This window comes from Mesorhizobium sp. AA23 (genome assembly GCF_001672435.1).
In the GTDB taxonomy this organism is placed as follows: Bacteria; Pseudomonadota; Alphaproteobacteria; order Rhizobiales; family Rhizobiaceae; genus Mesorhizobium.
In genome coordinates, this window is record NZ_LYTP01000028.1 from 137,538 (window position 1) to 151,207 (window position 13,670).

12 protein-coding genes are annotated in these 13,670 nt (G+C 65.0%); 3 read left to right on the top strand and 9 right to left on the bottom strand.

The window, feature by feature from the left end; all coding sequences use genetic code 11:
- From A9K66_RS20505 to A9K66_RS20515, 3 genes are read left to right on the top strand one after another with little or no spacing between them, the layout of a single operon-like run.
- Positions 1 to 969: a D-2-hydroxyacid dehydrogenase gene (locus tag A9K66_RS20505; protein ID WP_067327499.1), complete on the top strand. Its 969-nt coding sequence runs from the start codon at positions 1 to 3 to the stop codon at positions 967 to 969.
- Between the two features lie 13 nt (positions 970 to 982).
- Positions 983 to 2,527: a trimethylamine methyltransferase family protein gene (locus tag A9K66_RS20510; RefSeq protein ID WP_067327502.1), complete on the top strand. Its 1,545-nt coding sequence runs from the start codon at positions 983 to 985 to the stop codon at positions 2,525 to 2,527.
- Between the two features lie 34 nt (positions 2,528 to 2,561).
- The gene (locus A9K66_RS20515) at positions 2,562 to 3,464 is read left to right on the top strand and encodes an SMP-30/gluconolactonase/LRE family protein (protein ID WP_164750713.1); all 903 of its coding nucleotides are present in this window, start codon (positions 2,562 to 2,564) and stop codon (positions 3,462 to 3,464) included.
- A 77-nt stretch (positions 3,465 to 3,541) separates the two neighbouring features.
- Here A9K66_RS20515 and A9K66_RS20520 read toward each other — a convergent pair whose 3' ends face one another.
- The 9 genes from A9K66_RS20520 to A9K66_RS20560 are packed head-to-tail and all read right to left on the bottom strand — an operon-like array spanning position 3,542 to position 13,649.
- The gene (locus tag A9K66_RS20520; protein WP_067327509.1) at positions 3,542 to 4,315 is read right to left on the bottom strand and encodes a glucose 1-dehydrogenase; all 774 of its coding nucleotides are present in this window, start codon (positions 4,313 to 4,315) and stop codon (positions 3,542 to 3,544) included.
- Between the two features lie 10 nt (positions 4,316 to 4,325).
- Positions 4,326 to 5,660: a dihydroorotase family protein gene (locus A9K66_RS20525; RefSeq protein WP_067327512.1), complete on the bottom strand. Its 1,335-nt coding sequence runs from the start codon at positions 5,658 to 5,660 to the stop codon at positions 4,326 to 4,328.
- 8 nt (positions 5,661 to 5,668) lie between these two features.
- On the bottom strand, positions 5,669 to 6,607 hold the full coding sequence (locus A9K66_RS20530; protein ID WP_067327516.1) for a polysaccharide deacetylase family protein: 939 nt from the start codon (positions 6,605 to 6,607) through the stop codon (positions 5,669 to 5,671).
- Positions 6,608 to 6,618: 11 nt separating this feature from the next.
- Positions 6,619 to 7,644, bottom strand: a complete 1,026-nt coding sequence (locus A9K66_RS20535; RefSeq protein WP_067327519.1) for an NAD(P)-dependent oxidoreductase — start codon at positions 7,642 to 7,644, stop codon at positions 6,619 to 6,621.
- A gap of 30 nt (positions 7,645 to 7,674) precedes the next feature.
- Positions 7,675 to 8,439 carry an SDR family oxidoreductase gene (locus tag A9K66_RS20540; protein ID WP_067327522.1) on the bottom strand — a complete coding sequence of 255 codons (765 nt, stop codon included), beginning with the start codon at positions 8,437 to 8,439 and terminating at the stop codon, positions 7,675 to 7,677.
- Complete coding sequence (locus A9K66_RS20545) at positions 8,436 to 9,686, bottom strand: MFS transporter (protein WP_067327525.1); 1,251 nt, start codon at positions 9,684 to 9,686, stop codon at positions 8,436 to 8,438. Before A9K66_RS20545 ends, A9K66_RS20540 begins: the two co-directional genes overlap by 4 nt.
- Entirely contained in the window at positions 9,683 to 11,761 is a 2,079-nt protein-coding gene (locus A9K66_RS20550) for an ABC transporter ATP-binding protein (RefSeq protein ID WP_067327529.1), read from the bottom strand. Before A9K66_RS20550 ends, A9K66_RS20545 begins: the two co-directional genes overlap by 4 nt.
- Positions 11,758 to 12,639, bottom strand: a complete 882-nt coding sequence (locus A9K66_RS20555; RefSeq protein WP_245299494.1) for an ABC transporter permease — start codon at positions 12,637 to 12,639, stop codon at positions 11,758 to 11,760. The genes A9K66_RS20550 and A9K66_RS20555 overlap by 4 nt, the downstream gene beginning before the upstream one ends.
- A complete protein-coding gene (locus A9K66_RS20560) occupies positions 12,636 to 13,649 on the bottom strand; it encodes an ABC transporter permease (protein ID WP_066989127.1) in 1,014 nt (337 codons plus the stop codon). Before A9K66_RS20560 ends, A9K66_RS20555 begins: the two co-directional genes overlap by 4 nt.
- Between the last annotated feature and the right edge of the window lie 21 nt (positions 13,650 to 13,670).

Below are 13,670 nucleotides of genomic sequence, written 5' to 3' on the forward strand. Positions count from 1 at the left end.
ATGTCCGCGCGGCCAACAATCATCGTCAGCAGCGACGCGCCGGACGGGCCGATTGCGGCGCTGGCGGAAACCCATCCCGATCTCAGGGTGCTCGGCTGCGACAGCTACGAGGCGCTTCCCGACCTGATTGCGGACACCGGCGCCGAGGTGGTGTTCACCATCAAATTCGACCGGGGATCGCGCTATCCGCGCGCGGCGCTGGTCGAGAGCCCGACCGTGCGCTGGGTTTCGGTCGGCGGCTCCGGCACGGATCACCTGCGCCCCTGGGATCCGACAAGGGTGACGATAACCAATTCGGCCGGCGTCGCTGCCGACATGATGGCCGAATATGTCTTCGGCGCGATGCTTTCCTTCTCGCTCGGCCTGCGCGGCTTCGCACGCGAGCAGGCTGCCAGGAGGTGGACGGCCGGCAAGGTCGAGCCGATCCAGGGCAAGACGCTTCTGATCCTTGGGCTCGGCAAGACGGGGCAGGCGGTCGCCGTCCGGGCCAGGGCCTTCGGCATGACGACCCTGGGCGTGCGCGCCAGCCCGAAACCGACCTACCACATCGATGAGGTGCACGGCATGGCCGACCTGCCCAGCCTGTGGGGCCGTGCCGATTTCATCTTGTGCGCCGTGCCGCTGCTCGAAAGCACACGTGGCATTGTGGGCAGCGAGGCCTTCGCGGCGATGAAGCCTTCGGCGGTGCTGATCGACGTTTCCCGCGGCGGCGTCGTCGACGAGGCGGCGCTCCTTGCGGCGCTCGACGGCGGCCGGATCAAGGGCGCGGCGCTTGACGTCTTCGCCGTCGAGCCGCTGCCGCCGGCGCATCCGCTGTGGGGCTACGAGAACGTGATCGTCACGCCGCATTGCTCGTCCGTCTACGACGGCTGGGACGTGAAGTCGGCACGCATGTTTGCCGAGAATCTCGCCCGCTACCGGCGCGGCGAGCCTTTGGCGAATGTGGTGGATCCGGGACGCGGCTATTAAGGAGGACAGGCCGATGACAGCGCATGACAGGCGAAGCGGCGGACGGCGCACCAGAGCGGCCGGGCGCAGTGGCGGCGGCATTGCGCAACTGCCCTGGCAGCGCGTCACAAACCCCTACGCGCCGATGCAGATCCTCGACGAGGAGCAGATGGACAAGCTCCACCGCACCTCGATGCGCATCCTGTCCGAACTCGGCATCCGCGTCATGGGCGAGAAGGTGCTGGGTATCTTCGAGGCCGCGGGCGCCATCGTTGATCGGGCCGAGAACACGGTGCGGATCGACGAGAGTATCGTCAGAGAAGCGCTTAGGAACGCGCCATCGTCCTTCTCGCTAAGCTCGCGCAATCCGGACAAGCAGATCCGCATCGGCGGCAATTCGCTGGTGTTCGGGCTGGTCGCCGGGCCGCCCAATGTGCATGACCGCATCAACGGCCGCCGGCAGGGCAATCTGGCTGACTATGAGAACTTCATCCGCCTCGCGCATCATTTCAACGCCATCCATATCATCGGCAACCAGGTGGTGGCGCCTATGGAGCTGCCGGCGAATTCGCGCCATCTCGACACCTATCGCGCCAATCTCACGCTGTCGGATCTGAGCTTCCATTGCTCGGCGATCGGCCGCGGCCGCGCCATGGATAGCATCGCCATGACGGCGATCGCACGCGGCACGACCATCGAGGCACTGCGCAATTCGCCGGGGGTCACGACGATTATTTCCGTCAACTCGCCGCGCCTGTTCGACGAGGCGATGGCCGAAGGCCTGATCGCCATGGCCGAGCACGGCCAGCCGGTGACGATCACGCCCTTCACCCTGATGGGCGCCATGACCCCGGTGACGCTGGCCGCGGCTCTTGCGCAGCAGAATGCCGAGGCCCTGTTCGGCGTGACGCTGACGCAGCTGGTCAATCCCGGCACGCCGGTGATGTATGGCGCCTTCACGTCCAATGTCGACATGCGTTCCGGCGCGCCTGCCTTCGGCACGCCGGAGAACGCCAAGGCCAACATCGTCGCCGGACAGCTGGCGCGGCGCTATAACCTTCCCTACCGCACCTCCAATGCCAATGCCTCCAATGTCGTCGACCTGCAGGCGGCCTATGAGACCGAGATGGCGACCTGGGGCGCGGTGCTCGGCGGCGCGAACCTGATCTATCACGCCGCCGGATGGCTGGAGGGCGGGCTGACAGCCTCCTACGAGAAGCTCGTCCTCGACGTCGAGATCCTGCAGAACATGATGGAGTTCCTGCGGCCGATGCCGTTCGAGGAGGACGACCTCGGCTTCGAGGCGATCAAGGCCGTGCCGACCGGCGGACATTTCTTCGGGTCGGAGCACACCATGGCGCGCTACGAGACCGCCTTCTACCGGCCGATGCTGTCCAATTGGCAAAATTACGGCAGCTGGCAGGAAGCGGGCGGCCACGATGCGCTGGAGCGGGCGACGCAGCTCTGGCAGCAGGCACTCAGCGACTACGAGGAACCGGTTATGGATCCAGCCATCCGCGAGGAGCTGGACGCCTATGTGGCGCGCCGCAAGGAGGAGATCGGCGCCGGCGAGCCCTAAGCGCCTGGAGTTCAACGAAAGAAAGGGGAAGCGCATGACAAGACAGCATTTGCTGGGCACAGTGTTAGCCCTCGCTCTTACCGCATCGGCACACGCCGCGAACGTCAAGGTGATCAATGACGACGCTTGGTTCGCCGAGGGCCCGATCTGGTACCAGGACAAGCTCTTCTACGTCGAATACGGCCGCGGCACTGTGGACGTTTGGGACGGCAAGAAGAACGCGATTTTCTGGAAGATGGATGGCTGCGGCCCTTCGGCCGTGCTGCCGACCGCGACGGGCGAATTCGTCGTCACCTGCTACGACAACAACACGATCGGCCGCATCTCGGCCGACGGCAAGACGCTGCCGGCCTACGACAAGGACACCGACGGCAAGCCGTTCAGCGGCCCCAATGATTTCGCGCCGGACAAGGAGGGCGGCATCTACTTCACCGGCTCCGGCAAGGGCGGTCCGCTGATCGACGCGTCGGCCTACTACATCGGCAAGAACGGCAGCGTGAAGAAGGTGGCTGGCGACCTGCACAATGCCAATGGGCTGGTCATGTCGAACGACGGCAAGATGCTCTACCTGGTCGAAACAGAGGACAACCGCATCATCGAGTTCGATGTCGGGGCCGATCACAGCTTGAGCAACCGTCGCGTCTTCCTTCGGCTCGACGATCTGTTCCCGAACCAGCCGCATATCTGGCCGGACGGCATCAAGATGGACAAGGCTGGCGAGATGTATATCGGCCAGAGCCCGCGCTCCCTCGACGCGCCGGGCAAGATCATAGTGGTGGACAAGGACGCCAAGCTCTTGCGCACGCTTTCGGTGCCGTCGCCGTCCATGCCGAACTTCGCCTTCGGGCCCGATGAAAAGGAACTTTACGTGATGGCCCTCGACCAGATCGATGCAGCACCTTGGCACGGCAAGGTCTACGAAGTGCCGAATAAGTAGCTGCGATCGTCGTGATCGTCGGATAGGAAGGAGGCTGGCCGCTTTGCAGCCGGCCTTTGCTTTCGCGCGATGACCGCTCAGCCGGCCATCCAGCCGCCGTCCACCATCAGGTTGATCCCGGTGACGTATGTCGCAAGGTCGCTGGCCAGGAAAAGCGCCGCGCCGGCGACATCGTTCGGCTCGCCAAGCCGCGGCCATGGCGTGCGGCGGCGCGAATAGTCGAGCGCATCAGGGTCGTTGGCGATGCCCGGCTTGCCGGTGATGATCTTGCCGGGAGCTATCGCATTGCAGACGATCAGGTCCTCGGCGTGATCGACCGCGATCTGGCGCGTCATCTGCACGATCGCGCCCTTGCTGACCGAATAGGGGAAATCGCCCGGGCAGGCGACCATACCGTGCTGCGAGGCGATATTGATGATGCGCCCGCGTACGCCGTTGACCGGCTCCTGCCTGAGCATCTGCAGCACCGCCTGTTGCGAGCAGTAGAAGAAGCCGGTGACGTTGACGTCGATCACCTTCGCCCATTGCTCCGGCGTGGTCTGGAGCAGATTGGTCGAGGTATAGACCGCGGCGTTGTTGACTAGGATATCGAGCCGCCCGAACCGGTCCACCGCCTGCCGCATCATGGTTATGACGGCCTGCTGATCGGCGATGTCCGTGGAGATGAAGATCGCCTCACCGCCAGCCGCTTCGATCAGCCGGACCGTTGTTTCGCCGCCTTCGATAGCTTCCTCGCGCGTATCGGCGACCACCACCTTCGCGCCGTCCTGCGCGTAGCGTTGCGCGATGGCGCGGCCGATGCCGGAGCTCGCGCCGGTGACAATGGCAACCTTGCCGTCCAGAAGACCCATCTTGCCTGCCTCAGCTTTCCCACCGCACCACTTGGCCTTGTCCCGGGTTGACCAGCGCGCCGTCACGCGTGATTTCCTCGCCGCGCAGGAACACCTGCCGCAAGGTGGCTGAAACGCTCCAGCCGTCAAACGGCGTGTAGCCGGCCTTTGACTTCTGGTCGGCATCGCGGATGGCAAAGGTTCGCGTCGGGTCGATGATGAGGATGTCGGCATCGTGGCCGACGGCCAGCCTGCCCTTGCGCCGGCCAAGCCCGAACCGGTCGGCCGGATTGGCCGCGCACAGGCGCGCGATGTCGCGCAGCCCAATCAGGCCTTCGTCGACGAGCTTGAGCATGACGGACAGCAGCGTCTGCAGTCCGGGCATGCCGCCCGGGATGTCCGCGAAAGCCGGATACTCGGCGGCCTTCTCAGCAGGGCTGTGTGGCGCGTGATCGGTGGCGATGATGTCGATCAGCCCGGCCGCTACAGCCTCGCGGAGGCGCTGCACATCTTGCCTCGGCCGGAACGGCGGTGATCCCTTCAGCCGCGCGCCTTGCTTTTCGTAGTCGTCCGCACAGAAGAACAGGTTCTGGGGTGTCGTCTCGACGCTGGCATCGGCAAGATCGCGCAGGCGCCGCCAGGTCTCGACGCCGAGCGAAGAGTTGATCTGGCGGACATGAACGCGCGCGTCGGTCTCGGCCGCCGCCAGCAGCGCCCGCGCGATGCCGTTGGCCTCGGCCAGTGGGGGCCGGCTTTCGCGGAACGCTGCGATGTCGCCAGAATGAACGCGCGCGGCGCTGCCCACCAGCAGCGATTGATCGCCGGGCGAGATGCCGACGATCGTCTTGAGCGCGCTCATCCGCTTCAGCGCGTGAAGAACGGTGTCCACCGTCGGAAAAAGAAACGGCTCTGGGACATCCGCCGTGAAAAGCTCGAACGACACCGGGGCAAGCGCCGCGAGCCTTTCGAGACCGTCCAGCCTCTCGCTGACAACAGCCTGGAAGCCGACATCGACGTTGAGCTTGCCTTCGGCCATCGACATCTTCTCGGCAAGCTGGTCTGCCGTCGCCGTCCAGGGCTCGTCGGTCGGCATGTCGAGCACCGTCGTCACGCCGCCGAGCGCAGCCGCATGCGTGCCCGACGAGAAGTCTTCCTTGTGGGTCAGTCCCGGTTCGCGCAGATGCGCGTGCGCATCGACGAGACCGGGCAGCAGCATACAGCCGCTTGCGTCGATCACCTTCCGCGCTTCGGCCGCGTCTCCTGGCTGGATCAGGGCCGCGATCCTGCCGGCGTTGATGGCAATGTCGCGGCGGGCTTCGCCATCTGCGTTGACGATCGTCGCGCCGCTGATGAGGGTTTTGAACATTCCGCTGTTCAGCCGGCACGCTTGCTGGCAAACGTCCGGTGATTGTCGAGCCAGTACCGCGCGATGCCTGCGCGCCGCATGAAGATCGCTCCCGGCGTCTTTTGCACGTGCTCGATCACCTCGCGCAGGCCGGACGCCCGGTTCGGCTGGCCCATCCAGCGCGCGTGCACGCAGATATTGAGCATCCGTCCGCCCGTCTCTTCTGCCTCCCACAGCATGTAATCGATGGCCGAGCGGCAATCCTCGGCAAAGTCGCGTGGATTGCTGTAACCCGGCGCGATGAGGAAGCGGCTGTCGTTGAGCGTCTTGGAATAGGGCACGACCAGGATTTTCTCCTCGCCATGGTCGACGAAATAGGGCAGCTCGTCGTTGCAGGGATCGGAGTGGTAGAGAAAGCCGCCCTCGCGCACCAGCAGATCGCGGGTGTTGACGCTTGGAAACGAGCGGCAGTTCCAGCCGAGCGGCCGCCGGCCAAGCATCCTCTCGTAAAGTGCGATCGCTTCGTGCAACTGCCGCTCCTCTTCCTCGCGCGGCATGCCGGGATAATCGGTCCAGCGCAGCCCGTGACCGAGCAGGTCGTGACCGCGCGCATTCATCCACTCGGCGACGGCGGGATTCTTCTCCAGCGCCACTGCGCAAGCCGACACCGTGATCGGCACATCGTAGCGGTCGAACAGCCGAGCCACCCGCCAGACCCCGGCCCGGCTGCCATATTCGAAATGCGTTTCGGTGCCGAGGTCGCGATGCGGTGAAAGGCCGGGGTTGTTGTACTCGCCCCAATTGTCGTTGCGGCCGTCATCCAGCCAGTTGTACTCCGACCCTTCCTCGTAGTTCAGCACCAGATTGATCGCGACTTTCGCGCCGTCCGGCCAGGTGACATAGGGCGGGTTCGGTCCATAGCCGACGAAGTCGCGCGGCTGGACCGGTTGTGAGGCAGCGCTTGTCATGGCAATCCCTCTCACTTCATCTCGTTGGCCGAAATCCAGTCCATATAGGCGTGGAACGCCTCCTTGCCCGGGCGCGGCCGCCATGCCGTATCACGCATGATCCGCGCGATGTCGTAGGCGCCCCACATGCCGCCTTTCAGCGACACGTCCTGTACGATATTGGCGTCTTCTCCAGGCGTCACCTCAACCTTCAGCGCCGGAACACGCTCCTTTGCCCAGGCGATGATCTCGCCGATGGTCTGGCTGGAGCCGGAGCCGATATTGTAATGGCGGTAATTGAGGCGCGGCGCATCGAGCAGCGCGAGGATCGCGGCAGCGACATCGGTCGAGGAAAGATAGTCGCCCACCGGCTCCAGACTGTTCGGCCGGATCGTTTCGCCGGCCAGGGCCATGTGCGCAACACGGTTGGGGACATGGCGAAAGTTGCGGCTCTCGGTCGCGCGATCCATCGGGCCGTAGACGGAAGCAAGCCGGACCGAAACCGCCGACAGGCCGAACAGGTCGGCATAGCGGTTGGTCACCATCTCGGAGGCGAATTTGGAGATGCCGTAAAGCGTCAAGGGCGCGACGTAGCCGTCCTCCGGCAGCGGCTCGCCGCTCCAGTCTGGGCCATTGTGCCGATAGATGGCTCCCGAACTGACATAGACGAAGCGCTTGACGTTGGCTCGCACGCGTGCCCATTCAAGCATGCGCACGGTGCCCATGAGATTGACATCGACGATGCGGGCCGGGTCCTCGGCCTCCGGCTGGCGCTTGGCCTCCGTGGCGCTGCCGCGCGAAATCGGTGTGATGGTCGCGCCATGTACGATCGCGGTGATGTGCTCGTTGTCGAGTGCGGCGGACCACGCCGTCGGGTCGAGGATATCCGCGCTGATCACCGTAAGCCGATCGCGCACCGGAGCGAAATGCCTTTCGGCCGCGGCGTCGAGGACGGCGCGATCCAGGATGACAGCGCGCGCGCCAGAGTCGCGGTCCAGCCAGGCACGCGCCACCACGCTCATGACGAAGCCGGTGCCACCTGTGACGAGAAGGGTCATGTCTTGGAGCCTCCTATGCTGGAAATTGGTTCAACGCACCGCATAGCCGCCATCCACCAGGAGGTCCGTGCCGGTGACGAAGGAAGCGTCGGACGAAAGCAGAAAGGCGCAGGCGGCCGCGATCTCTTCGGGCTCGGCAATTCGTCCGAGCAGATGCGCAGGTCCTAGACCCTTGTCGGCCGCCTCCAGACTGGACCAGCGCTGCAGCAGGCGGGCGGTCGCGACCGCTCCCGGCGACAGGCTGTTCACCCGGATGTTCTGATCCGCATGGTCGATCGCCATCGCCTTCGCCAAATGCACAAGCCCCGCCTTCGCCGCGCAATAGGCCACCGCCTTGCCGACGGCGACGCGCGCGAATTGCGAGCCGATGAAGACGATCGACCCGCCGCCGCTCGATGCCATCAGCGGCACCGCGAATTTGGAGATCAGGAACGCGCCGGTCAGGCTGACGTCGAGTTCCAGCCGCCACTTGTCGACTGCAAGGTCGGCGACGGTGCCGTCGGTCGAGGGAGCCGCGGCGTTGTGGACCAGACCGTCCAGCCGGCCGAATGCTTGAGCTGTCGCGTCGACAGCATCTTGGACCGAGTCCGGATCGGTGACATCACAGTCGACAGCCAGAGCATTCGGCCCAAGGCTGGCGGCAAGCGCCTTCGTCGATGCTGTGTCCCGATCCGAGCAGGCGACACGGGCTCCCTCTTCGGCGCAGCGGCGCGCGATCGCCGCGCCGATGCCGCTCGCGGCGCCCGTGATCAGAACGAACTTGCCATCCAGACGGTGGGCAAGGGCGCTGTTCACGGCTCGCCTCCGCACGGCTGCGCAACCGCGACGCCGACCGGGCGCCGCCGCAGATTGATGCAAGCCGCAACCGCCACCAGAATGCCGCCGGTGCCGAGCACAAACAGCATGGCCTGCGGCGCGGTACGCTCCATCAGTCCCGCGGCGAGACCCGGCGTCAGGATGTTGCCGATCGAATAGAGCAGAAGCAGCGTGCCCGAAGCCGCCACCATGTGCCGGCTGTGCATGCGCGAATTGGCGAAGGCGATGGCCACAGGATAGACCGTGAGCGCGGTTGCTCCATAGAGGAAGAACAGCAGGAAGAGCAGCGGTAGCGGTCCGCTGCCCAGCCAGGCGATAGAGGCGCATAGCGACACGGAAAGCAGTCCCTGGACAAGCAGCATGATGCGCCTGTCGAACCGGTCGGACAGCCATCCGATAGGCGTCTGCGCCAGCATGCCGGCAATGCTGACGGTCGTCACCAGGCCGACAGTGGCGGCGGCGGACAGTCCGATCTTGGCGCCGTAGATTGGCGTCAGCACGAAGATGTTCATGTTGGTGATGCCTGCCTGGAAGATGCTGACCACCGTTACCGGAGCGAGACGCAGCAACTGGATGACGCCGTAGCGTTCGTCATGCGCCGGGATATCGGCCAGGGACGGCTCGGTTTGCTCGGCGGGCAGGGCAGGCCAAGGCCTGGAGACAAACCGTGCAAGCGCCGACAAGAGCACCGTCGCCGCGCTGACGGCGAACAAATGCGGCGAATGCGCGCCGACGATCTCCAGCAGCAGCTGTCCGAACAGCACCGCGACCGCCGTCGTCAGCATGTAGATGGAAAACAGCCTGCCGCGATTGTGCTGGTCGGCATAGAGGTTGATCCAGCTTTCGCAGACAACGAACATCGCCGCCATGGCAAGGCCGCCGAGCAGTCGGAAGCAGAGCCATGCCGGCATGGAATCGGTGAGCGCGAACCCCGCGGCGGCGAGGCTTGCAAGCACGGTTATGGCGAAGAAGGCGCGCTCATGGCCGACGCGCGACACCAGCGGACGCGCGACGAGGCAGCCGATGAGAAATCCGACCGGGTAAGCGGTCAGCACCAATTGCACTTCGGAGGGGTCGATTCCCGGCGCGCTCAATGCAAGCGAGACCGCGGTGGTCAGCATGGCGCTGCCGGTGCCGGCCAGGCAGATGCGCGCCATGATCGACAGGATGGCGCGCGACCGTTCGGCCTGACGCCAGAGGCGGCCCAGTGAAGCTGGCCTGGTCATGAACGGTCGCTCGCCTCGTCCGGATGCCTGGGACTCTCCAGCGCTTCCGCCGGAATGTGGCAGGCGATCTCGTGCGTGGCGGACATCCTGCGGATCGGTGGCGGTTCCCTGTCGCAGATCGAACCCAGCTTGCGATGGCAGCGGCTGGCAAAGCGGCAGCCGCGCGGCACATCGACGGGGCTCGGCGTGTCGCCGGTCAGCGTGATGCGGTTGCGCTCTGCCCCTTCCGGTTTGGTGCTGCGGATCGCCGAGATCAGCGCCTCGGTGTACGGATGGGTCGCACCGCCGAAGATCTCCTCGACGGTGCCTTTTTCCATCACCTTGCCGAGATACATCACCACGACCTTGTCGGCGACGTGGCGCACCAGCGCCAGGTCATGGCTGATGAACAGCATCGTCGCATGCCGGGTCTTCTGGATGTCGAGCAGCAGCGTCACCACGGCCGCCTGCACGGAGACATCCAGCGCCGACACAGGCTCGTCGGCGACGATCAGCGACGGATCGGAGGCGAAGGCGCGGGCGATGGCGATGCGCTGCTTCTGCCCGCCGGACAACTGGCTCGGCCGGCGGGCGGCGAAGTCCGGCGAAAGCCGGACCATCTCCAGCAGCTCGCGCATGCGCTGGTCGATGGCCGCCTTGCCCTTGCGGATGCCGAACTTCTTCAGCGAGCGACGGATCGAGAAGCCGGCGCTGTGCGACGGATTGAGCGTCGAGTCCGGGTTCTGGAACACCATCTGGATCGATTGCAGCAGGGGCTTCGGCCGCGCGCTCGCTTCGATCGCGGCGATGTTTTCGCCAGCCATGCGGATTTCGCCCGAAGTGGCGCGGTCGAGGCCGGTGACGATACGCGCCAGGGTCGACTTGCCGCAGCCGGATTCGCCGACCAGCGCGACGATCTCGGCCTTGCCGGCCTCGAAGGATACGGCCTCATTGGCCTTCAGCGTCTTGTGGTAACCGAGGTGATAGAACTTGGTGATGTCGGAGAAAGTGATCTCGGCTGCCGGTGCCGCACTCTCGCCGGATAGTGGCGGAAGCTCCCGATGAGCCACCTTGAGTTCGGGCCAGCGCACGCAGCGCACAACATGCCGCTCGCCGACCGGTTCCAGCGTCATGCCGGGCCGGTCGCACAGGCCGACCCGGAAACCGGCGCAGCGCGGACCAAACAGGCAGCCGCGCGGCCGCTCCGACGGAAGCGGGATATGGCCCGGAATGGCGGCAAGCGTGCGGCTGTGCTTGCCCTGGCCGATATCGGGAATGCAGTCGATCAGCCCTTGCGTGTAGGGATGGCGTGGCCGGCCGAACAGCTCGCGCGTCGGCGCCTCCTCGACCAGCTCGCCGGAATACATGATGCCGACCCGGTCGCAGCTTTCGGCGATCAGACCGAGATTGTGCGAGATGAACAGCAGGCTGGTTCCGTAGCGACGGCGCAGCTCGCCGATCAGATCGATCACCGCCGACTCCACCGTCACGTCGAGACCGGTGGTCGGCTCGTCGAGCAGGAGCAGCGACGGCCGCCCGAGCAGCGCCATGGCGATGACGACGCGCTGCTGCTGGCCGCCCGAAAGCTGGTGTGGATAGCGCTTCAGCATGTCGCCGGCATCGGGCAGGCGCACGTCTTTCAGCATGGCGGCTGCCATGTCGAGCGCCTCGACGCGACTTGCGCCGAGATGAAGCATCGGCACCTCGGCAAGCTGCGCGCCGATCGTCTTGACCGGATTGAGCGCGCTCATCGGGTCCTGGTAGACCATGGCGATGCGCCGTCCGCGTATGGCGCGCAACTTATGCGCCGGTGCGTTGACCAGTTCCTCGCCTTCGAAGCGGATGCTGCCGCCGGCGACGACGCCTGTCGCACCGAGATAGCCCATGATCGCCATCGCCGTGGTGCTCTTGCCGCAGCCGGATTCGCCGACCAGCCCGAAGCTTTCGCCGGGCTTCACCTCGAAAGACAGCTTCGGCACCGCAACGATTGTCTCGGCCTTCCCGCGAAACTCGATGCGCAGATCTCGGACAGCGAGGAGCGGCGTCTCGGACGCACGCTCGCCTTGCGTCGAAATTGGCTCGGCGACCATCGTCATGGCTTCCAGGCCTCCCGCAGGCCGTCGGCCAAAAGATTGAAACCCAGAACCAGGCTGACGATGGCGATTGAGGGCAGCACCGACATCAAAGGCCAGACGTTGAGCACCGTCGTGCTTTCCTTGACCATGCCGCCCCAGTCGGGATTGGGCGGCGGCAGGCCAAGGCCAAGGAAGCCGAGGATGCCGATGGTGATGATGGTGTAGCCGATGCGCAGACAGGCATCGACGATCAGCATGCCGCGGCAGTTGGGCAACAGCTCGACAAGCATGATGTATAAAGTACTTTCGGCGCGCAGCCTTGCGGCGGCGATGTATTCCTGCTCCTTCAGGCCGAGTACCAGCCCGCGCGTTATTCGCCCGATTCCTGGCGCCGAGGCGATCGTCGTGGCGATGACGATGTTGATTATCGATGGCCCGATATTGGCGATCAGGATGACGTAGAGGACCAGCACCGGGAAGGCGAGGATGATGTCGGAAAGGCGGCTGATCACGGCATCGATCCAGCCGCCGTAATAGCCGGCGATCATGCCGAGCGTGATGCCGACGATCATGGCGACCGCAACCGAAAGCGGCGCGACGACCAGCACGGTGCGGGCGCCGAAGATCAGGCGAGACAGCTCATCGCGGCCGAGAATGTCGACGCCGAGCCAATGCGCCGCCGATGGCGTCGGGTCGGCTAGCGCCATCACATCCTGCTCGGTCGGAGAATAGAGCGGCAGCACCGGTGCGAGGATCGCCGCAAGCACCCAGAAGCCGACCAGGAACAGCCCGACCAGTGCGGTAGGCGAGCGCAGGATGCGCGCCCATTTCAGGCGTGCCCTGCCCGTTGCCTTGACGGCTGTCGCCTCCATAGCTCTTTGCTCGACCAGTGCGCTCATCGCAATCTTATGCGTGGATCGAGCAGCATGTAACCGAGATCGCCGACGAATTGCGTCGTAACCGCGATGGCGACGGTGATCAGCGTGGCCGCCTCGATGGTCGCGATGTCGCCGAACAGGCTGGCATCGAGCAGCAGCCGACCGAAGCCGGGATAGGCGAAGACGAGTTCGGTCACCACCACGCCGCTGATCAGGAAGTTGATCTGCAGGAGCAGCACCGTGAACGGGGCGATCATCGCGTTTCGCAGGGCATGGCCGATGACGACCTGGCGCGTGCTCATTCCCTTCAGCACCGCGGTGCGGATAAAGGGCTTTTCCATCACCCCGATCATGGACACGCGGATCATGCGCGCGACATAGCCGAAATCATAGATGACGAGCACCGCCACCGGCAGCACGAGCTGCGAGGGAACGGACCAGCCGCCCTCTGTATCGAGCGGGCTGGTGCCCGGCAGCACGGGCCAGAGAATGACGAATAGGGTGACCAGAAACACGCCCGACGCGAATTCCGGGATCGAGGTGAAGGTTATGCAGATCACCGACAAGAGCCGGTCGAGCACGCCGCCTTCCTTCAGGCCGGACAGGATGCCGAAGACGATCGACAGCGGCACGATCAGCAGAAAGGCCAGCCCGGCCAGGATCGCCGTATTGCCGAGCCGGTTCCAGATGACGTCGTTGACGGGCAGCTTGTTCAGCGTCGAATAGCCGAAATTGCCGAAATACTGCGCGCCGCGCGGATCCTTGAAATTGAGCCCGGTGCTCGGGTCCTGGAGCGGATCCGGAATGATGCCGAGCAGCACGCCCGCCCAGCGCCCGTAGCGCACCAGCAGCGGATCGTCGGCCCTCAGCTTCTTGGTCAGGAAATCGACCTGCTCTTGCGTCGCGAACGGCCCGAGCGATTTGCGCGCGACGCTGCCCGGGGTGAACTCGCAGACGGCGAATACCAGAAACGACGCCGCGACCATGGTGAGCAGCATCATCGCCAGCCGTTTCGCCACGAATATTGCCATCAGCCGGACGTTTCCGTTCTG

What these genes read in the sequence shown, in the direction of transcription:
- A9K66_RS20505 (WP_067327499.1), top strand. Translation starts at nt 1, where the DNA reads ATGTCCGCGCGGCCAACAATCATCGTCAGCAGCGACGCGCCGGACGGG.
- A9K66_RS20510 (WP_067327502.1), top strand. Translation starts at nt 983, where the DNA reads ATGACAGCGCATGACAGGCGAAGCGGCGGACGGCGCACCAGAGCGGCC.
- A9K66_RS20515 (WP_164750713.1), top strand. Translation starts at nt 2,562, where the DNA reads ATGACAAGACAGCATTTGCTGGGCACAGTGTTAGCCCTCGCTCTTACC.
- A9K66_RS20520 (WP_067327509.1), bottom strand. Translation starts at nt 4,315, where the DNA reads ATGGGTCTTCTGGACGGCAAGGTTGCCATTGTCACCGGCGCGAGCTCC.
- A9K66_RS20525 (WP_067327512.1), bottom strand. Translation starts at nt 5,660, where the DNA reads ATGTTCAAAACCCTCATCAGCGGCGCGACGATCGTCAACGCAGATGGC.
- A9K66_RS20530 (WP_067327516.1), bottom strand. Translation starts at nt 6,607, where the DNA reads ATGACAAGCGCTGCCTCACAACCGGTCCAGCCGCGCGACTTCGTCGGC.
- A9K66_RS20535 (WP_067327519.1), bottom strand. Translation starts at nt 7,644, where the DNA reads ATGACCCTTCTCGTCACAGGTGGCACCGGCTTCGTCATGAGCGTGGTG.
- A9K66_RS20545 (WP_067327525.1), bottom strand. Translation starts at nt 9,686, where the DNA reads ATGACCAGGCCAGCTTCACTGGGCCGCCTCTGGCGTCAGGCCGAACGG.
- A9K66_RS20550 (WP_067327529.1), bottom strand. Translation starts at nt 11,761, where the DNA reads ATGACGATGGTCGCCGAGCCAATTTCGACGCAAGGCGAGCGTGCGTCC.
- A9K66_RS20555 (WP_245299494.1), bottom strand. Translation starts at nt 12,639, where the DNA reads ATGAGCGCACTGGTCGAGCAAAGAGCTATGGAGGCGACAGCCGTCAAG.
- A9K66_RS20560 (WP_066989127.1), bottom strand. Translation starts at nt 13,649, where the DNA reads ATGGCAATATTCGTGGCGAAACGGCTGGCGATGATGCTGCTCACCATG.